This window comes from Paraburkholderia azotifigens, from assembly GCF_007995085.1.
In the GTDB taxonomy this organism is placed as follows: domain Bacteria; phylum Pseudomonadota; class Gammaproteobacteria; order Burkholderiales; family Burkholderiaceae; genus Paraburkholderia; species Paraburkholderia azotifigens.
On sequence record NZ_VOQS01000003.1, the window covers coordinates 1,541,762 to 1,559,883 of the forward strand.

Annotated in this window: 20 protein-coding genes; 9 read left to right on the plus strand and 11 right to left on the minus strand. The window is 64.2% G+C overall.

Annotated elements, in window-relative coordinates; translation table 11 throughout:
* Positions 1–292 precede the first annotated feature (292 nt).
* From FRZ40_RS24105 to FRZ40_RS24120, 4 genes are all read left to right on the plus strand, one after another.
* The gene (locus tag FRZ40_RS24105) at positions 293–868 is read left to right on the plus strand and encodes a sugar dehydrogenase complex small subunit (protein WP_028370990.1); all 576 of its coding nucleotides are present in this window, start codon (positions 293–295) and stop codon (positions 866–868) included.
* A gap of 93 nt (positions 869–961) precedes the next feature.
* The gene (locus tag FRZ40_RS24110; RefSeq protein WP_028370989.1) at positions 962–2,563 is read left to right on the plus strand and encodes a GMC family oxidoreductase; all 1,602 of its coding nucleotides are present in this window, start codon (positions 962–964) and stop codon (positions 2,561–2,563) included.
* A gap of 2 nt (positions 2,564–2,565) precedes the next feature.
* Entirely contained in the window at positions 2,566–4,020 is a 1,455-nt protein-coding gene (locus FRZ40_RS24115; protein WP_240057265.1) for a c-type cytochrome, read from the plus strand.
* 885 nt (positions 4,021–4,905) lie between these two features.
* Positions 4,906–5,643: a metallophosphoesterase gene (locus FRZ40_RS24120; protein WP_028370490.1), complete on the plus strand. Its 738-nt coding sequence runs from the start codon at positions 4,906–4,908 to the stop codon at positions 5,641–5,643.
* Between the two features lie 43 nt (positions 5,644–5,686).
* Here the strand turns inward: FRZ40_RS24120 and FRZ40_RS24125 are convergent, their stop codons facing one another.
* Positions 5,687–6,388, minus strand: coding sequence for an RES family NAD+ phosphorylase (locus FRZ40_RS24125; RefSeq protein WP_147235826.1), 702 nt, complete (start codon positions 6,386–6,388; stop codon positions 5,687–5,689).
* Positions 6,385–6,822: an MbcA/ParS/Xre antitoxin family protein gene (locus FRZ40_RS24130; protein ID WP_028370492.1), complete on the minus strand. Its 438-nt coding sequence runs from the start codon at positions 6,820–6,822 to the stop codon at positions 6,385–6,387. The genes FRZ40_RS24125 and FRZ40_RS24130 overlap by 4 nt, the downstream gene beginning before the upstream one ends.
* Before the next feature lie 104 nt (positions 6,823–6,926).
* Between FRZ40_RS24130 and FRZ40_RS24135 the strand changes: the two genes are divergently transcribed.
* Positions 6,927–7,322, plus strand: a complete 396-nt coding sequence (locus tag FRZ40_RS24135) for a hypothetical protein (RefSeq protein WP_028370493.1) — start codon at positions 6,927–6,929, stop codon at positions 7,320–7,322.
* Positions 7,323–7,339: 17 nt separating this feature from the next.
* Here the strand turns inward: FRZ40_RS24135 and FRZ40_RS24140 are convergent, their stop codons facing one another.
* On the minus strand, positions 7,340–8,191 hold the full coding sequence (locus tag FRZ40_RS24140) for a LysR family transcriptional regulator (RefSeq protein ID WP_028370494.1): 852 nt from the start codon (positions 8,189–8,191) through the stop codon (positions 7,340–7,342).
* A gap of 98 nt (positions 8,192–8,289) precedes the next feature.
* Here FRZ40_RS24140 and FRZ40_RS24145 point away from each other — a divergent pair, with 98 nt between their 5' ends.
* Together FRZ40_RS24145 and FRZ40_RS24150 are read left to right on the plus strand one after the other, a co-directional pair.
* Positions 8,290–8,673 carry a tautomerase family protein gene (locus tag FRZ40_RS24145; RefSeq protein ID WP_147235827.1) on the plus strand — a complete coding sequence of 128 codons (384 nt, stop codon included), beginning with the start codon at positions 8,290–8,292 and terminating at the stop codon, positions 8,671–8,673.
* A gap of 85 nt (positions 8,674–8,758) precedes the next feature.
* Positions 8,759–9,589, plus strand: a complete 831-nt coding sequence (locus FRZ40_RS24150) for a TOBE domain-containing protein (RefSeq protein ID WP_028370496.1) — start codon at positions 8,759–8,761, stop codon at positions 9,587–9,589.
* 7 nt (positions 9,590–9,596) lie between these two features.
* Here the strand turns inward: FRZ40_RS24150 and FRZ40_RS24155 are convergent, their stop codons facing one another.
* The 4 genes from FRZ40_RS24155 to FRZ40_RS24170 form a co-directional block, all read right to left on the minus strand.
* Complete coding sequence (locus FRZ40_RS24155) at positions 9,597–10,298, minus strand: ATP-binding cassette domain-containing protein (RefSeq protein WP_147235828.1); 702 nt, start codon at positions 10,296–10,298, stop codon at positions 9,597–9,599.
* A 1-nt stretch (position 10,299) separates the two neighbouring features.
* The gene (gene modB, locus FRZ40_RS24160) at positions 10,300–10,974 is read right to left on the minus strand and encodes a molybdate ABC transporter permease subunit (protein ID WP_147235829.1); all 675 of its coding nucleotides are present in this window, start codon (positions 10,972–10,974) and stop codon (positions 10,300–10,302) included.
* Between the two features lie 31 nt (positions 10,975–11,005).
* Entirely contained in the window at positions 11,006–11,785 is a 780-nt protein-coding gene (gene modA / locus FRZ40_RS24165) for a molybdate ABC transporter substrate-binding protein (protein WP_147235830.1), read from the minus strand.
* 117 nt (positions 11,786–11,902) lie between these two features.
* Entirely contained in the window at positions 11,903–12,625 is a 723-nt protein-coding gene (locus FRZ40_RS24170) for a phosphatase PAP2 family protein (protein ID WP_147235831.1), read from the minus strand.
* A gap of 282 nt (positions 12,626–12,907) precedes the next feature.
* Between FRZ40_RS24170 and FRZ40_RS24175 the strand changes: the two genes are divergently transcribed.
* Together FRZ40_RS24175 and FRZ40_RS24180 are read left to right on the plus strand one after the other, a co-directional pair.
* Positions 12,908–14,098 carry an extracellular catalytic domain type 1 short-chain-length polyhydroxyalkanoate depolymerase gene (locus tag FRZ40_RS24175; protein ID WP_028370501.1) on the plus strand — a complete coding sequence of 397 codons (1,191 nt, stop codon included), beginning with the start codon at positions 12,908–12,910 and terminating at the stop codon, positions 14,096–14,098.
* A gap of 106 nt (positions 14,099–14,204) precedes the next feature.
* Positions 14,205–14,381, plus strand: a complete 177-nt coding sequence (locus tag FRZ40_RS24180; protein ID WP_081767701.1) for a DUF3563 family protein — start codon at positions 14,205–14,207, stop codon at positions 14,379–14,381.
* Positions 14,382–14,423: 42 nt separating this feature from the next.
* On the opposite strand, the gene FRZ40_RS24185 is transcribed toward FRZ40_RS24180, so the two are convergent.
* From FRZ40_RS24185 to FRZ40_RS24200, 4 genes are all read right to left on the minus strand, one after another.
* On the minus strand, positions 14,424–15,938 hold the full coding sequence (locus FRZ40_RS24185; protein ID WP_147235832.1) for a cryptochrome/photolyase family protein: 1,515 nt from the start codon (positions 15,936–15,938) through the stop codon (positions 14,424–14,426).
* Positions 15,939–16,087: 149 nt separating this feature from the next.
* The gene (locus tag FRZ40_RS24190; RefSeq protein WP_147235833.1) at positions 16,088–16,507 is read right to left on the minus strand and encodes an organic hydroperoxide resistance protein; all 420 of its coding nucleotides are present in this window, start codon (positions 16,505–16,507) and stop codon (positions 16,088–16,090) included.
* A 155-nt stretch (positions 16,508–16,662) separates the two neighbouring features.
* Positions 16,663–17,118, minus strand: coding sequence for a MarR family winged helix-turn-helix transcriptional regulator (locus tag FRZ40_RS24195; RefSeq protein WP_147235834.1), 456 nt, complete (start codon positions 17,116–17,118; stop codon positions 16,663–16,665).
* Between the two features lie 179 nt (positions 17,119–17,297).
* Positions 17,298–18,113 (minus strand): BPSS1780 family membrane protein, encoded by an 816-nt coding sequence (locus FRZ40_RS24200; RefSeq protein WP_028370505.1) that lies wholly within the window; start codon positions 18,111–18,113, stop codon positions 17,298–17,300.
* Positions 18,114–18,122: the final 9 nt, after the last annotated feature.

Below are 18,122 nucleotides of genomic sequence, written 5' to 3' on the forward strand. Positions count from 1 at the left end.
CGCAGTTTTACCTGGCGGCCTTGCATGCGGCTTTCATGGGTTGCTTCGTTCTCGCGCGTGGCGCCCGCCGGGCATGCAAAGGCGGCAGGACTTCCGGCGATCGGACATCGAGGTCGTGCGGCGCAACCGCTGGCGCCGTAGCCTGTGTCCGCTGTACACCGCTGCACACTAGAGACCGCGAGACAGCGGCGCAAGACCAGTATTGGGGCGGACGCCCGGTGTGCCCGCATGATCCGGCCAGCAGCCGGACGCGGCGCGCGCCGGACGAATACAAACATCATCTGGAGCCCCCATGACAGATGCTGATCGACACGCTGCCCGCTCGCCGCGCCGCCGGGCATGGATGCTCGGTGCGTTCGCATCGGCTGCCGGCCTCGCGTTTGCGTCGGCGGCACGCTATGGCGCGATGCCGGACCTTGCACGCGTCGCAGGTATCGCGCCCGCGTTCGCCGACACGCCACCTCCCGCCGGCGGCGGTTTCGACGCATTCCTCGCGCTCTCGGGCAAGCTCACGGGACACACCAGCTTCGACACCGTGCACGGCAAGCGCGCCTACGACGCGCTGTCACGCATCGACAACCAGTTCGCGCAGAACGTCGCCGCGCTCAACAGCTGGATCCAGACGCACGGCGGCGTGCCGTCCGATACCGTCACGCAGGCCTTGCAGGCCGAGCAGCCGCATCTCGCGAAGACCGTCAGCGCGATTACGCGCGCGTGGTATCTCGGCCTCGTCGGCGACATGCCGAACGTGCAGGTGATCGCGTACGAGCGCGCGCTGATGTTCGAGCCCGTGAAGGACATTCTCACGATCCCGTCGTATTGCCGCGACGTGCCGTTTTACTGGACGCAGAAGCCCGCGAATGCTTAACCGCCGCGTGCGCCGGGCCCGTCATGGCTGCGCGGCGCACAGCATGGACAGAACGAAAGAGAGCGCAAAGCCGAAGGCAAACAAGAGGCAAGAATGGCAAACGCAAATTCCGCCGACGTCGTCGTAGTCGGCTCGGGTGTGGCGGGCAGTCTCGTCGCGCATCAGATGGCGCTCGCGGGGGCGTCGGTGATTCTGCTCGAAGCCGGGCCACGCCTGCAGCGCGGGCAGATCGTCGAGAACTTCCGCAATTCGCCGGCGAAATCGGACTTCGCGGCGCCGTATCCGTCGACGCCTTATGCGCCGCATCCGCAGTACTCGCCCGCGAACAACTATCTGATCCAGAAGGGCGACTATCCGTACAACTCGCAGTACGTGCGTCTCGTCGGCGGGACGACGTGGCATTGGGCCGCTGCAACGTGGCGCCTGCTGCCGTCGGACTTCCAGTTGAAGAAGCTGTACGGCGTGGGCCGCGACTGGCCTTACCCGTACGAAACGCTCGAGCCGTGGTACTACGCGGCCGAAGTGCAGCTGGGCGTGTCCGGGCCCGACGCGTCCGTCGATCTCGGATCGCCGCGCTCGAAGCCTTATCCGATGAAAGGGCTGCCGCTGTCGTACATGGATCAGCGCTTCTCCGACGTGTTGAACGCGAACGGCTTCAAGGTCGTGCCCGAGCCCGTCGCGCGCAACAGCCGTCCGTACGACGCGCGCCCCACCTGCTGCGGCAACAACAACTGCATGCCGATCTGCCCGATCGGCGCGATGTACAACGGCATCGTGCATGTCGACAAGGCCGTGCGTGCGGGCGCGAAGCTGATTGCGCAGGCCGTTGTCTACCGGATCGAAGCGGACAACAAAGGGTTGATCACGGCCGTTCACTACAAGGATCCGAACGGCAACAGCACGCGCGTGACGGCCAAGCTGTTCGTGCTGGCGGCGAACGGCATCGAGACGCCGAAGCTGATGCTGATGTCGACCTCCGACGCTTTTCCGCACGGCATCGGCAACCGCTCCGATCAGGTGGGCCGCAATCTGATGGACCATCCCGGCACGGGCGTCGCGTTTCTCGCGAACGAGTCGCTGTGGGCGGGACGCGGGCCGATGGAGATGACGTCGGTGGTGAACTTCCGCGACGGCGCGTTCCGCTCGCAGTACGCATCGAAGAAGCTGCACGTGTCGAACGGCGTACCGACGATGGCGATTGCTTCCGCGCTGCTCAGGAGCGGCCTGACGGGCGCCGAACTCGACCGGCAGATTCGCGACCGCGCCGCGCGCCTGGTGACGATCAACAGCTTCCACGAGCATCTGCCCGAGCCGCAGAACCGCATCGTGCCTTCCGCCGATCACAAGGATGCGCTCGGCATTCCGCAACCCGAGATCTACTACTCGATCAACGACTACGTGAAGAAAAGCGCCGCGCACACGCATGAACTCTACGCGCAGATCGCCGGTCTGTTCGAGGGCACGGAGGTATCGTTCGACGACAACTTCGCACCGAACAACCACATCATGGGCACGACGATCATGGGCAACGACGCGGCCGATTCCGTCGTCGATGCCGACTGCCGCACGCACGATCATCCGAACCTGTTCATCGCGAGCAGCAGCGTGATGCCGGGCGCGGCGTCGGTGAACTGCACGCTGACCATTGCGGCGCTGTCGCTCAAGCTCGCCGACAAGCTCAAGAGCGAGATCTGACGATGAGCGACCACATGTCTCGCGCGAAACGGTCGGGCGGTCACGGCGGCAATCTCGATGCGACGGTCTTCTCGTCGAGCCGTCGCGTGGCGCTCAAGAGCCGCCGGCGTATCTGGAAGATGGCGGCGTTCGCGGCGGTGTTCTCGATGTTCGCGCTGTATCTCGCATGGCTCGAAGCGTACGACGCCGAGCCGCATCACAACGACGAATCGCCGCTCGGCGAAGCCGTCGCGCAGGCTACGGCGCCCGCGGGCGGCGCGTCGGGACCGGGCCTCGATCTCGTCAAGCGCGGCGAGTATCTGGCGCGCGCGGGCGACTGCATCGCCTGCCACACGTCGGACAAGGGCCGTCCGTTCGCGGGCGGCCTCGCGATTGCCACGCCGTTCGGCACGATCTACACGCCCAACATCACGCCCGATCCCGACACGGGCATCGGCCGCTGGACGGACGCCGACTTTCTGCGCGCGATGCACGAAGGCATCCGCAAGGGAGGCGAGCGGCTCTATCCGGCGTTTCCGTATGTCGAGTACACGAAGGTCACCGATCAGGACGTGCAGGCGATCCGCGCGTATCTGAACACGGTGGCGCCCGTGCATTACACGCCGCCGTCGAACGACCTGCGTTTCCCGTTCAACCAGCGCTGGCTGATGGTCTTCTGGAACCTGTTCAACTTCGACGAAGGGCGCTTCGTGCCCGATCCGAAGCAGAGCGCCGAATGGAATCGCGGCGCGTATCTGGTCGAAGGTCTTGCGCATTGCGAGGAGTGCCATACGCCGCGCAACTTCACGCAGGGCCTGAAAACCAGCGAACGGTTTTCAGGTGCGATCCAGGCCGGCTGGCATGCGTACAACATCACGCCGCACAAGACGAGCGGCATCGGCGGCTGGTCGGAGCAGGATGTCGTCAGTTACCTGTCGACGGGCGTTGCGCATGGGCGCGCCAATGCGGCCGGACCGATGGCCGATGTCGTTTCCGATAGCACGCAGTATCTGAATCGGGAAGATCTGCGGTCGATCGCGACGTATTTGCGGTCGATCAAGCCTGTTGATCGTGGTGAGTCGCGGATGCGCGCTGCATGGGGTTCGCCTGCCAGCGATGTCGATGCGATCCGTGGCACGCGGGTTAGCGGCGTCAATGGTGCGCAGCTGTTTGTCGCTAATTGCGCGACGTGTCATCACTGGACCGGGGAAGGGGTCGGCGCCAGCTCGCCGGGTGCTTATCCTTCGCTCATTCATAACAGTGCTGTCGGCGCCAGCGACGCCAATAATCTCGCGATGGTGATATTGCGTGGTGTGCGGCGCACCACTCAGGATGCCGATGTTCTGATGCCTGGTTTTGAGCGGGATTTGAATGACCAACAGGTCGCTGCTCTTGCCAACTATGTGACTGGGCAGTTTGGGAATCCTCGTGCGCGGATTAGTGCCGACGAGGTTGGGCGGCTACGGGTGTTGCCGTAGGTTTGCTTTGGTTTTTTGCTGTTGCTGTTGCTGTTGCTTTCGCTGGCATCCGCGATTTCGTATCCGTGCTTCACGCGTTGCCCCTGTGCGGGGCGGCACCTACTTTTCTTTGCCGCGGCAAAGAAAAGTAGGCAAAAGAAAGCCGCTCACCCCGCCAATCCTTGTGCTTGCCTGCGGGCCCCCCACGGGTCCCGCACTCCACACGGCAACGCGCTATTTCATGCTCGTTGCCAGCGCTCGTGGATTCGCATCCCCCACTCCACACTCCCGCGTCACGGACGGTCTTACCGGGAAGTCCCCGGCCGCCCAGGTGGCAAACGGTGTGTAGGCCGTCGCGACGGAAGTGCACCACTTCGGACTGAAAAGCGGAATCGGTGTCGTAGGAGCGCCAACGCGTAAGGCGCGACAACCTACACACCGTTTGCCACCTGGGCGGCGCAGACGGATCGCTGCCGTTGGCTGGGCTACGGGTGACTGGAGAGGGTGAGGCGCCTGTTAAAGGCGCTGGCAACGGGCGTGAAATAGCGCGTTGCCGTGTGGAGTGCGGGACCCGTGGGGAGCCCGCAGGCAAATACAAGGATTGGCGGTGTGAGCGGCTTTCTTTTGCCTACTTTTCTTTGCCGCGGCAAAGAAAAGTAGGTGCCGCCCCGCACAGGGGCAACGCAAGAAGCACCGATACGAAAACGCGGATGCCAGCGAGAGTGCAAAACGCGGATACCAGCACGAAGGCAAGAAAGCGGATGCCAACAAACAAAAAGCACTTGCGAACAAAAATCAAAACGCGGCTGCAAGCACTGAACAACCAAAACAAAAACACTAACGAACGGCCTGGAAACGCGAGATGCCCCGCATACAGGGCATCCCCACCCGCACTATCATGCTGTTATGGATTCCACACTTGTCACTGTCGTCGAACATCATCCCTTCAACCACGCAGGACGCGACTTCGTCATCGGCGATCTGCACGGTTGCCTCGACGCGCTGCGCTTCCTGTTGCGCGAGATCGACTTCGATCCGTCACGCGACCGGCTGTTCTCGGTCGGCGATCTGGTCGATCGCGGCTCGCAGTCGGAAGAAGCCCTCGCGTTGCTCGACAAGCCCTGGTTCCATGCCGTGCTCGGTAATCACGAGGACACGCTCTGCGCCGTCGCCGAAGGCAAGCTGAAGAAGCAATGGTGGTACGGCATCGGCGGATTGTGGAGCGCGCATCTGCCCGCCGAAAAACTGCAAGCCTATGCGCAGCGTCTGCGCACACTGCCGCTCGTGCGCATCGTCGGCTCGGGCAGCGAGCGCTTCAACGTGTTGCACGCCGAATTTCTCGGCACGGACGCCGACCTCGACGCCGATGATTTCTCCGCCGAAAGCCGCCAGCAATTGCTCTGGGGCCGCAGCCTCGCCATGGGTACGGGCGATCCGATGGCCCAGCTCGGACTGTCGCTGACCTACTGTGGGCACACGCCGATGCGCGAAGTGCAGCAGATCGGCGCGCAAGTGTTCATCGATACGGGCGCCTTCGGCCCCGGCGGCAAGCTGACCATCGTCGAGGCTCACACGACGAATCGCTGGTCGGTCACCGTCGACGTCGCGCGCTCGGTCGGCGCCGCCGCGCTCGCGCTGCCTTAGGGGCTGCCTTAGGGGCTGCCGGCGCCGGCCGCGTCGTTAGCCGTTATCCCACCTGGTTCAGTTCGAAGACCATATCGACGGCACTGCCGTTCCAGTTGTACTCCAGGTACGCCGAATGATGGCAGTCGCGCAGCAGCGTCGTCTTGAACGCGGCGAGGCACTCGCCCGCCGCGTCCCGCACCGACGGATACATGATGCCCGGTGCGCCCGCTTCGCGCACCGCACGGCCGAGCGTCTGGCCGGGCGCATAGTCGTTCGGCGATAGCACCGATGAGTCGGCCGGCTCCGCGCCGCGCAGATCCACCACCTCGCCTTGCGCCAGCACCGTGTAGAGACGCATCTGCTGACGCATCGGCGGCTCCTGCGTGGCGGCGAGGAACAGGCCGGAGTGATAGCGCGTTTCGGCGATAGCGGTTTCGCGCGAGCGCGCACAGTAGAACACGCCATACGTGCCGTCCGAGAAGCGGCTGCCCTGCGGATTCAGATGTGTGAGCGCGGCCATGATCGGCCCGTAGCCGGGACCGAAGCGCCGCTCTTCGCGCGGCACGAGATCGAGATCGCCGACTTCGGTGCGCACGCGGTCATTGGTCATTGCTTCGAGCGCATACAGCGCCTCGAAGTCTTCGGACGACGCGACGCGGTCGAACAGGTTGACGGCGGGAAAGCGCGTGGGAATCACGCGATACGCCGGCGTCCAGGCGAGCGGGCACGCACGCCAGCGGTCTTGCCATTGTGGATCGGTCACGCCCAGCCGCCTCGCATTGCATCGAGATACTGGCGCACGGCTACGAGGTCGCTGATATTGCCCGCCAGCATGCGGTCGAGCGCGCGGCGGCCGCCGAACGGCGGCGCGCTGTTGGGGCGCTTGACCCATGCGTCGGCGGCGGCGGGCTGCGGCAGCAGGATTTGCAGCGCCTTATAAATGCCGAGCAGCAGCGACAGGCGCTCCAGCGTGTCGCGGCTGAGACGCGCCGCTTGCGGCTCCTGCTTCCACTTGAAAAACGTGGAGCGGCCGGGCGAGCCGAGCAGGACGATCTGCTCTTCGGTATTCAGTTCCCAGTCGCGCGCGATGTTGAAGAATGCGCGCAGACCGGCGGCGGACATGTCCGCCATCGAAGGTTCGGCGGGAGGGCGTCGCAGCGGTCGTTCAGCGCTCGAATAGTGGGCGGCGGAAGACATGATCGGAGTCCTGTTTTGAACTTTTTATGCATATTAGTCTATATGTGGATTATTGCAAGTACGCCTGTATAATTCGCGCCTCGAGTTTTTGCACGGAGACTGCGGTGTCGCTGCGTTCGAAGGTGTGGGTGACGGTAGGGTTGTTGTGCGCGTCGATGGCGGCGCAGGCAGAGTACAAGGAAGTGTGGAATCCGCCCGAGGCGGCCCGCGGCGCGGCGCACGCTCATCATGGGAAGGCGGCGGCGCCGCATGCGAAGGTGGCTGGGGCGAAGCACGTCGGGTCTGCCAAGACGAAGACGAAGACGAAGCCGCAGCCGATGGCGAAAAAGCCGCACAGCGTCGCTGTCAAACCGGTGCACGCGACGAGCGCGAAGGTTGCGCATGCCAAGCCCGTCCAGGCCGCGGCGAAACCTGCTCAGATCGCGGAAAGTCCAGCCGTTCAACCCGGCAGCAGCGGCAACGGCTCAACGCCGCGCGCACTGCCGCCTATCCTCCACTAAGCCGTACGCCGCTGCGCTCACTGCGCGCTCAAGCCATTCGTCACGAGCCGCAACGACTCGATCGAGCGCGCATCGCGCACTCGCGAATGCAGTGTCACGCGCGATTCCGGCAACGGCGGCAGCCCGAGTCTCGGGCCTGAATCGACGAGTCCGCGCGGCGCGACACGCCTCGCGAGCGGCGAGACGGCAAGTCCGGCCGCCGCTGCTGCGCCTACCGCCTGCACGCCGCCGCCGACGAATGTCTCGCGCCACGCGATGCCCGCGCCGTCGAGCGTGCGCAGTGCAATCGAGCGCACGTTGCAGGGCGCGGCCAGCAGCGCGAGCGGCAGCGGCTCGTCCGCGCGCGGCTGCCATTCGGGCGTCGCGAGCCACGATAGCGGCTCCGTAAAGAGCAACTGGCCGTCGTCGCGCGGCACGTCGTCCGGTTCGTAGCGCACGATCACGGCGTCGAGCCGCCGTTCGTCGAACTGTTGCAGCAGCGTCGCCGACAGTCCCATGTGCAGCTCCAGCACGAGCCCCGGATCGTGTGCATTCATGCGCGCAAGCAGCGCCGCCAGATCGGCTCCCGCCACATGTTCGCTCAGGCCGAGCGCGAACCGCCGCCTGTCCGCCGACAACGCGCCGAGCGCCCGGTCGTGTGCCCTGAGCAGATCGCGTGCGCCTTCCAGAAACGCTTCCCCATCCGCCGACAGCCGCACGACGCGCGGCGTGCGCTCCAGCAACTGCTTGCCGACATGCGCTTCCAGCCGCTTCAGTTTGAGGCTGACAGCGGATTGCGTGGTGTCGAGCGCGTCGGCGGCGCGGGTGAAGCTGCGCAGATCGGCGACCAGCACGAACGCGCGCACAGCATCCAGATCGAGTACTTTCATTTCCTTTGAAAATAGATGAAATATTTATCTATATCTGTTCATCATCATAGACGCGAACTAATCTGAATGCACTTTCTCTTCATTCAAAGGAGTTCGACATGCCTTTCACCCGCATCGCACTTCGCGCCGGCAAGCCGGCCGCTTATCGCCAGGCGCTCACGCAAGGCATCCAGCGCGCGCTGATCGCCGAGTTCAACGTGCCCGAGGACGACATCTTCATGGCCATCACCGAGCATGACGAGAGCAACTTCTTTTATGGGCGCAACTTTCTCGACATCCAGCGCAGCGACGATCTCGTGATGATCCAGCTCGCCGTGACCAACTCGCGCTCGGAGGAGCAGAAGAAGGCGCTTTACAGGCGCATCGTCGACAATCTCGCGGAATCTCCAGGCGTGCGGCGCGAAGACGTGTTCATCAACCTCGTCGAGGTGCTGAAGGAGAACTGGTCGTTCGGCAACGGGATTGCGCAGTACGCGCTGTGAGCCGCGCGGATGAAGGTGGCAGAGGATGGCCTCGCTATAATGGCCCACACCTTCATCCGTTCGTCAGCCGACGCTCACGCGAGCCATGACATCCGACAACAACAACCCATCTCACGATCCCTTGCAGTTCGGCGGCTCGGTCTGGTTCCGTTCCGGCGAGCAGGCGCTCGGCGGCGCGCAGCGCATCACGCTGCTGGCCGCGATCGGCGAGACGGGCTCGATCACGGCGGGCGCCAAAGCCGTCGGCATGAGCTACAAGGCCGCGTGGGATGCCGTCGACGCGATGAACAACCTCGCGGGCGAAGCGCTCGTCGTCCGTTCGACGGGCGGCAAGGGCGGCGGCGGCACGACGCTTACGCCGCGCGCGCTGGCGCTGATCGAGACGTTTCGCGCTGTCGAGCGCGAGCATCGGCTGTTTCTGGAGCGCGCGGGCGCGGCGATCGCCGGTTTCTCCGACGACTGGCAGCTGATCGGCCGCATCGGCATGAAAACGAGCGCGCGCAACCAGTTGTACGGCAAGGTCGGCGCGATCCAGCGCGGCACCGTCAACGATGAGATTGCGCTGGCATTGCCTGGCGGGCAGAGCATCGTCGCCATCGTCACGCACGAAAGCACGGAGACGCTGGGGCTCGAGGTCGGCGCCGAGGCAGTCGCGCTCGTGAAGGCGTCGTCGGTGCTGCTCGTCGCGGACGACGGCGCATCGGAGCGGCTCTCGACACGCAACCGGCTGCGCGGAACGGTGTCGGCCGTGCAGCGCGGCGCGGTGAATGCGGAGGTCTCGCTGACGCTCGAAGGCGGTGCCGTTCTGACGTCCGTCGTCACGAACGAAAGCGTCGCGGAACTGGGCATTGCCGAAGGGCAGACGCTCGTCGCCGCGTTCAAGGCATCGAGCGTGATTCTGGGCGTGACGGCCTGAACGCCAGTTACGAAACCGTCCGCGGATAGCCTCTGAACGGCACGTTCTCGCGCACGCTGCCGTCGTACACCTGCACGACCTGATCGCCGAATGCGGCGACATCGTCGGGATCGTGCGTGATCAACAGCATCGGAATATCGAGCCGCGTCTGCAGGTCCGATAGCTCGCGCCGCATGCGCGCGCGCAGCGCGTGATCGAGCGCGGAAAACGGCTCGTCGAGCAGCAGCAGGCGCGGCTGCGCGACCAGCGCGCGCGCCAGCGCCACGCGCTGCTTCTGTCCGCCCGACAGCTGCGCCGGGTGATGCCCGGCCACGCTCTTCAGATCGAGCGCGTCGAGCCAGTAGTCGATCTGCGGATGCGAAAAATGCCGCCGCGGATTCAGCCAGCCCGTGTGCATCCCGAAACCGATGTTCTGCCGCACGTTCAGGTGGGGAAACAGCGCGTAGTCCTGAAACAGATAAGCGAGTCTGCGCGCTTGCGGCTTCTGGTCGACGCCGCGTGCGCTGTCGAACAGCGCGTCGCCGTGCAGCACGATCTGGCCTTCGTCGGGACGCAGCAGCCCGGCGATCGCCTGCAGCGTCAGACTCTTGCCCGCGCCCGACGGCCCGAACAGCACCATGCGCTGCGCGTTCGCCGTGAACGACACATCGAGCCGGAACTCCCGCTCGGCCGTGCGCAGCGTTTTGCGGATATCGACGGTGAGCGGCATGTCAGCGGGACGTCATCAGCGAGTGTTGCGGCACGAGCAGGCCCGCAAGCACCAGAATGACGACGCAGGTGACCGAGGTCACGAGCACGAGGAAATTGGCCGTGCTGTCGTCGCCTGCCTGCACGGCGGCGTACACGGCCACCGAAAGCGTCTGCGTGCGGCCGGGCAGATTGCCGGCGATCATCAGCGTCGCGCCGAATTCGCCGAGCGCGCGAGCGAACGCAAGCAGCGCGCCCGCCAGAATACCGCGCGACGCGAGCGGCAGCGTCACGCGAAAGAAAATCGCCGCTTCGCTCACGCCGAGCGTGCGCGCGGCGCGTTCCAGCTGCGGATCGACGGATTCGAAAGCGGCCCGCGCCGACTTCAGCACGAGCGGAAACGCGACCACCATCGACGCGATGACGGCGCCTTGCCACGTGAACACCAGCTGGATATCGAAGCGGTCGAGCCACGCGCCGAACACGCCGCGCCGGCCGAGCAGCACGAGCAGGTAGTAGCCGAGCACCGTCGGCGGCATGACGAGCGGCAGCGTCAGCAGCGAGTCGATCAGATCGCGCGCGCCCGAGCGCCAGCGCGCGAGACCGAAGCCGAGCGCGACGCCGAACACGATGTTCAACGCCGTCGCCCAGCCCGCGACTTTCAGCGACAGCATCAGCGGAATCCAGGCCTGTTCCATGTCAGCGATGGCGGATATAGGAGGGCGCCGCTCAGTGCGCCGGCCTGAAGCCGTACCTGGCCAGCACAGCCTGGCCTGGCGGCGACAGCACGAACGTGATGAACGATTGCGCGTCGGCAGCGTGCTTGCTGCCTTCGACCTGCGCGATCGGATAGCTGATCGGCGTCGTCGTCGGCACGGTCAGCGCGACTTTGACCTTGTCGGGCATCACGGCGGCGTCGGTGCCGAATACGAAGCCCGCGTCGACTTCGCCGCGCGATACGTAATCGAGGCTCTGGCGCACGTTCGATGCGAGCACGCCCTTCGCGCTCACGGCATCCCACGCGCCGGCTGCCTTCAGCGCGCCTTCCGTGTAACGCCCGACAGGCACCGAGGCCGGATCGCCGTACGCAATCCGCTTGACGCTCGCCGAGGTCAGCTCGTTCAGATCCGACGGCGCGAGCTTGCTGTCCGTCGGCACGATCAGCACGAGCGAGTTCGCGGCGAAGTCCTTGCGCGTCGAGGGCACGATCACTTTTTGCACGGCGGCCTTGTCCATCGCTTTCTGGTCGGCGGATGCGAAGACGTCGGCGGGCGCCCCCTTCACAATTTGCTGCATCAGCACGTCGGAGGCGCCGAAGTTGAATAGCAGCTTCGTGCCCGGATGCTCCTTCTCATAGGCGTCGCCGACTGCCTTGAACGCGTTGGTCAGGCTGGCGGCCGCAGACACGACGAGTTCGTCGGCGTGTGCCTGTGAGCCGAAAGCAAACGAAATCGAGCTCGCGACGAGCAGGGCAGGTTTCAGAAAGCGGGTCATCGACGGGAAGGACATGGGTAGATGGCGCCGGATCGACCGGAAGGAAGCTGAAAACGCCATCGTAATATAGGTAGGGTTACAGCGGTCGACATGTTGAACATGTGGCACGCAAGATTGCCCATTTCGTGTGATCTATGCGTCGGAATCGGGTAACGGCATCGCGACGTTGCGCGTTTTCTGCAACGGCACGACGGGTGCAACGGGGGAGGCCGGGATGTCCGTGTCGCGCAGCGTTTTCCACTTGGCGCGGATGAATGGCCGGTCGTGGCCGGAAACCTTCAGCGCGATATGCGTGACCCAGCGCTGGGTCGGCAGATGCAGCTTGTGCAGGCCGAGCATGATGACCATCAGGCTCACCACGACGGGCGCGACAGGCAGGCGTCCCGGCGGCGTCGCGTTCCACGCGATGCGCACGAACACGAGCGCCGTCAGCGCACCGACGATGCAGCCCGTGATCGCTTCCGAAGGCGAGTGGGCCTCGATAATGACGCGCGACAGGCCGACGGTCGCGCCGCCCAGCAGTGCGAGCGTCACGCCCGCGATGCGCATGGCAGGCGGCGCGGACAGCAGCACGAGAAAGGCGGCCACGGGAAAAACCGCGGTGGCGAACATCGCGTGTCCGCTTAAGCCCGTGAAATCCCAGACGCGCACACCGATGCCCCAGCCGAGAAACGCGATCTTCGTCGCTGTGACGAGCGCGACAGCCACGCCTAGCAGGAACAGCCAGGCCGCCGCAAGCCGCCACGAATAGCCGACGGCCAGCCACAGCGCGATAGCGAAGGCGAGCGGCAGCGTCAGTCCGGCGCCGCCAAAGTTCGTAATCAGATACCAGAGGTGAGATGGCAAATGAGACATGGGCAATTCGATTGACGACGTGTGCAGGGCGCGATCGTGTTCGACCGGCGCGTATTCTATAAGTATAGGGGTAGCTGTTCTGTCGCAGACGCCACCGGAAAGTGCGAAATCTGACATATGCTAGGACAATTCGGAAATCGTCTTATCTAAAGCCCGGCGCCACGGGCTTTTCCGAAATCGGGCTTTGCCGATGTCAGCATCGCACGGAGATTGATGTTATTGTGCATTGCACAAGTTCGCCGCCAGGCGGAGAGCATCGATCCCTATTTGCGAGAAAATCCTATGCCAAAAAGCTTGACGAAAATCTGGCTAGGCGGCCTGAAACGCCTGTTTGCGATTCAAAGTGAGCACGTCCAGGCGACGCTGAAGCGTAAGCCCAAGCGTTCGTCGGCCCGCAACGCGACGCGCCCCGCATCGACGGTCGCGAAGCCGTCGGCGAAGGTTCGACAGAGCGTCACCCGTGACGTGCCGCAACGCGGCGCGCGCGAGTCGCGCGTGCGTCCGCGCGCTGCCGCCTGGGCGAGCGGTTCGTGGACTCGCTCGTTTCATTCCGCGCCCGCTGCGCCGGGCAGCCTCGTCAATCATTTGCAGTACGGGCTGTATCTGCCCGCCGGCAAACCTGTCAGGCACGCGCCGCTGATCGTGATGCTGCACGGCTGCACGCAGTCCATCGACGAATTCGCCGAAGGCACGCGCATGAACCTGCTCGCTGACCGCTATGGCTTCGCCGTTGTGTATCCCGAGCAGTCGAAACACGCGCACGCACACCGCTGCTGGCATTGGTACGACGATACGGACCGCGCGGGCCGTGCGGAAGCGCGCGCCGTCGTGTCGCTCGTCGATGCGCTCGTCGCAACCTACGGTTTCGATCGCGAGCGCGTCTATCTGGCGGGAATTTCGGCGGGCGCGGGTCTGAGTTCGTTGCTGGCGCTTCACTTTCCGGAACATTTCGCCGCGGTCGCGCTGCATTCGGGGCCGGCGTTCGGCGAAGCGCACTCGGGCATCACCGCGATGGACGTGATGCGGCGCGGGACGCGGCGGGATCCCGTCGCGCTGGTCGATGCCGTCGCAGACGTCATCTCCTATCCCGGCATGCCCGCGATCATTCTGCAAGGCGACGCGGATCACGTGGTTGCGCCTGTCAACGCCGAGCAACTGACCGCGCAGTTCCTGCGGCTCAACGGGATCGTCGATGCGCAAGGCGTGCGCAAGGTCGGCGACGTCAAGGAAGACCGCAAGGCGACCGTCACGACGCGCGACTACACGCGCGGCGGACGGCGCGTCGTGCGCCTTTGCCGCGTGGCGGGCCTCGGCCACGCGTGGAGCGGCGGCGACGATGCCGTGCCGTTCCATTCGTCGAAGGGACCGGATGCGTCGAGTTTGTTGTGGGATTTTTTCCGGCACCAGCGCCGGACCGAGTCGGCGCGGCCTGCAACTCGCGCGTCAGAAAGCGCCCGCCAGCGCGCCAGTTGACAAATTGCCACACGTCGAATTTAGCGCTGGTGTTGACCTAGGGTTTTCCCTATAATACGGGTTATCCCTAGGTGTCAGTCACCTAACGCCAAATCCGAGGTTCACCATGTATCTGATCAGCCGCCTTTTCCTGTTCCTGACGAAGTCCTACGACCAGCGCGCCAAGGAGCACAACGACGCCTATCTGGCCGAAGCCACCGATCTGTACGACCTCGAGTTCCGCATGCGCAAGATCGACCGCGAAGGGCAAATGCGCCAGCCGTCCTGGATGAGCCAGCACTAAATAGTAGTAAGGTCCGGCGGGCCAGCCGGACCTGAAACGCGCTCAGCGCGAGCGCAGCACGCCATAGCGCGCCAGTGTCTGCTGGCGCGCTTTCGCATGATCGACGACCGGCTGCGGATAATCTTTCCCCAGCACCACGCCCCAATCCTTCAGATCGTCGGGGTCTGCCTGCCACGGCGCGTGAATCCACTTCGCGGGCACTTTCTCCAGTTCCGGCAAGAAGCGCTTGATGAACAGCCCTTGCGGATCGAACTTCTCCGATTGCGTCACCGGATTAAAAATCCGGAACCACGGTTGAGCGTCGCAGCCCGTCGACGCCGCCCATTGCCAGCCGCCGTTGTTCGCCGAAAAGTCGAAGTCGTTGAGCTTTTCCTCGAAGTAGCGCTCGCCGCGCCGCCAGTCGATTCCCAGATCCTTCGCCAGAAAACTGGCCGTCACCATGCGCAGACGGTTGTGCATGAAGCCGGTCTGGTTCAGTTGCAGCATCGCGGCGTCGACGAGCGGATAGCCCGTGCGCCCTTCGCACCAGGCGTCGAACAGCGCGTCGGCCTCTTTGCCCGTTTCCCAGCGCAGCGTGTCGAATTCCCGCTTGAACGACTCGTGCTTCGCGATATGCGGATGATGCGCGAGGATCATGAAGTAGAAGTCCCTCCAGATCAGTTCCGACAGCCACGTCGCCGCGCCTTGTCCGTCGGGTTGCAGCGACATTTCGTGCGCGAGCCGCGCCAGCGTGCGGATCGACACCGTGCCGAAGCGCAAATGCACCGACAGATGACTCGTGCCGCGCGCGGCGGGAAAGTCTCGTCGATCGGCGTAGCTATCGATGCGCGTCATAAACTCTTCGAGCAGCGTTTGCGCGCCGCTCATGCCCGCCAGCAGTTTCGTTTCCGCCATCTTGCCGGGCGCGAAGCCCATTTTCGCGAGCGTCGGCCACGCGTGATCGAGGTTGTGCGGCGGGCGCGCGAGACTTTGCGCATGGCGTTCGACGGGATAGGGCTTCAGATCGAACGGCGTCAACTGCCTGAGCCAGGCGTTCTTGTACGGCGTGAACACGGCGAAGGGCTTGCGTTGACCGTTCAGCACTTCGTCGCGCTCGAAAATCACCTGGTCTTTGAACGTGCGCAACTGGCGGCCGTCGTCGCGCAAATGGCCGGCGACCGTTTCGTCGCGCTCGATCGCTACTGGCTCATAATCGTGGTTCGTAAAAACGGCTTCGGCTTCGAGTTGCGCGGCGAGCTTCGGGATCGCGTCGACGGGATCGCCGTGCAACACGATCAGTCCGCCGCCGCCCTTTCTCAGCGATCGATCCAGTTCCTCGACCGACGCGAGAACGAACTCGATCCGCCGATCCTGTACCTTGCCGACATGGGCATCGCGTTGATTCGCCGAATCGATCAGCGGCTGAAGAATGGTCGTATCGAATACGAACACGCACCAGACGCGCTCGCAATGTCTGAGCGCGTAATACAGCGCCGCGTTGTCGCCCGTGCGCAGATCGCGGCGAAACCAGACGAGTCCGTTCTTGAAGTGTGCGTCGACTTGATAGGCGCGGGTCATGTGATGGCGATGCGGATAAGGGACCGTCGATGATAGTGTCCGTGGGCCGCAAACCCAATGCCCGGCGCGCCGTGAATCGACGCAAAAATGAAGCAGCGCCACCCTTTTGCACGAAAGGCTGGCGCTGCCAGAAAACAAAAGCCAGAGACTTAGACGACCTTCACGCGCACATTGACATTACCGCGCGTCGCGTTCGAGTACGGGCAAACCTGATGTGCCGCGTCGACCAGATCTTGCGCTGCCGCTGCATCGAGGCCTGGTAGCGAGATGCGCAATTCGATATCCAGCGCGAAGCCGCCCTTGTCGTTCGGGCCGACGCCGACGTCGGCCGTCACGGTCGTTTCGGCGGGCACCGCCTGCTTGCGCTGTCCGGCGACGAACTTCATTGCGCTCAGAAAGCACGCCGAGTAGCCGGCCGCGAACAGTTGCTCCGGATTCGTGCCTTGCGCGCCGTTGCCGCCGAGTTCGCGCGGCGCGGCCAGCTTCACATCCAGCGCGTTATCCGACGACACCGCGCGACCATCGCGCCCACCATTGCTCGTTGCCGTTGCCTTGTACAGTACGTTCATCTCGGAGCTCCTTGATCGTTTCCAGTGATTGGGTCAATGCTTGCCAGTGCTTTGCGTCATCGCTTCCGAACTGGCATGGGTGAAATATATCGTGCTAATCATTAGTGCGCAAACTAAATTGCCTATCGATGCGATAGGCGTGAAACTGCGCCCGCTCAGTAGCGTTCGAGGTAGTCGTTCAAGGTGCCGCGCAACTGCTGGAGATCGTTGCGCAGCCGCATGAGAAAGTCCGGCGACTGCTGGGTCGCGCAGAAGATTTCCTCCGGCACGTCGCGCGCGGTGCGCTTGAGCGTGACGCCCGCTTTCGTCAGCCGGATGAAAACGAGCCGCTCGTCTTCCGTGCCGCGCACGCGCTCAACGTACCCTTGCGCTTCGAGCCGCTTGAGCAGCGGCGTAACGGTCGCCGAATCGAGATTCAGACGCCCGGCGATGTCCTTCACGGTGACGTCGTCGCTTTCCCACAAAATGAGCATCGTCAGATACTGCGGATACGTGAGACCGAGCCGGTCGAGAATCGGCTTATAGGCCTTCGTCATCGCGAGAGACGTCGAATAGAGCGCGAAGCAGAGCTGTTCGTCGAGCGTGACGGGAAAAGCGGTGCGCTGGGTCATGGGCGTCCCCCTTGAAGCGATGCGTGCGAATGGATTGCGTGCAAACTATTGTGCCGCAAAAATGCGGCGCGCGGCATCGGTGCTTCACCTCGTAGCGTCGGAAGTGCGCGCCGCATGCACGGCGCGGCTCACAGACAAACCGCACACAAACTCGCAGACACGCCCGCGGGCGAAGCCGCTCAGGAAGACGACGAAGAGGAGGAGTTGGGCGACAGCGGCTGACCGGGCGATTGAACGCCGAAGCAGCCGCGATACGTCGCGTAGAACGAGCAATAGAGCATCGTCGTGACGATGATCGACGCGGGCATCAGAATGACCAGCGCGAGTTCGCCCGCGCCCAGCGCCTGCAGTAGCGCGGACAGCCCGATCGATACCGTCGTCACGACGGCGAACCACAACGCGCCGTACACGATGAACGCGCCGCGATTGCGCCAGCAGCTGACGACACTGAAGAACATCGCCTTGATGGCCGGCACGTCGTGCCACGCGGCGAGCACGGGCGCAAACCAGAACAGCATTGCGACGGGTACGTAGAACGCGAGCGCCGTCAGCACGGCCAGCGGAATGTCGCTGTTGGCGACCGCTTCCGGCTGCATCGACTCGCCGCTGATCATCAGATGCAGCAGCATGCCGCCGTCCGCCAGCGCGGAGCCCATCAGCACGACGGCCATCGCAGCGATGTACAGCACGCCGAGCAGCAGCAGGCGCTTCGCGACCTGGCTGCCGTACGAGCGGAAGCCGTCGACGAGGATAGTGGGCAGCACAGGCTTGCCCGCGATCGTGTCGCGGCACGCCGCCATGAAGCCGACGGCGATGCCCGGAATCAGCATGAGCGGCAGCACGCCGCCGATGATGGGGATCAGCGAGATCGCCGTCATCGCGAGCAGGTACGCGAAGAACAGCGTCAAAAACGCGAGCGGATTCCTGCGAAAGAGCCAGATGCCTTGCCGGAACCACACGTAGCCGGTTTTCGCCGGAACTTCGATCAGTTGCATGAGCTGTGA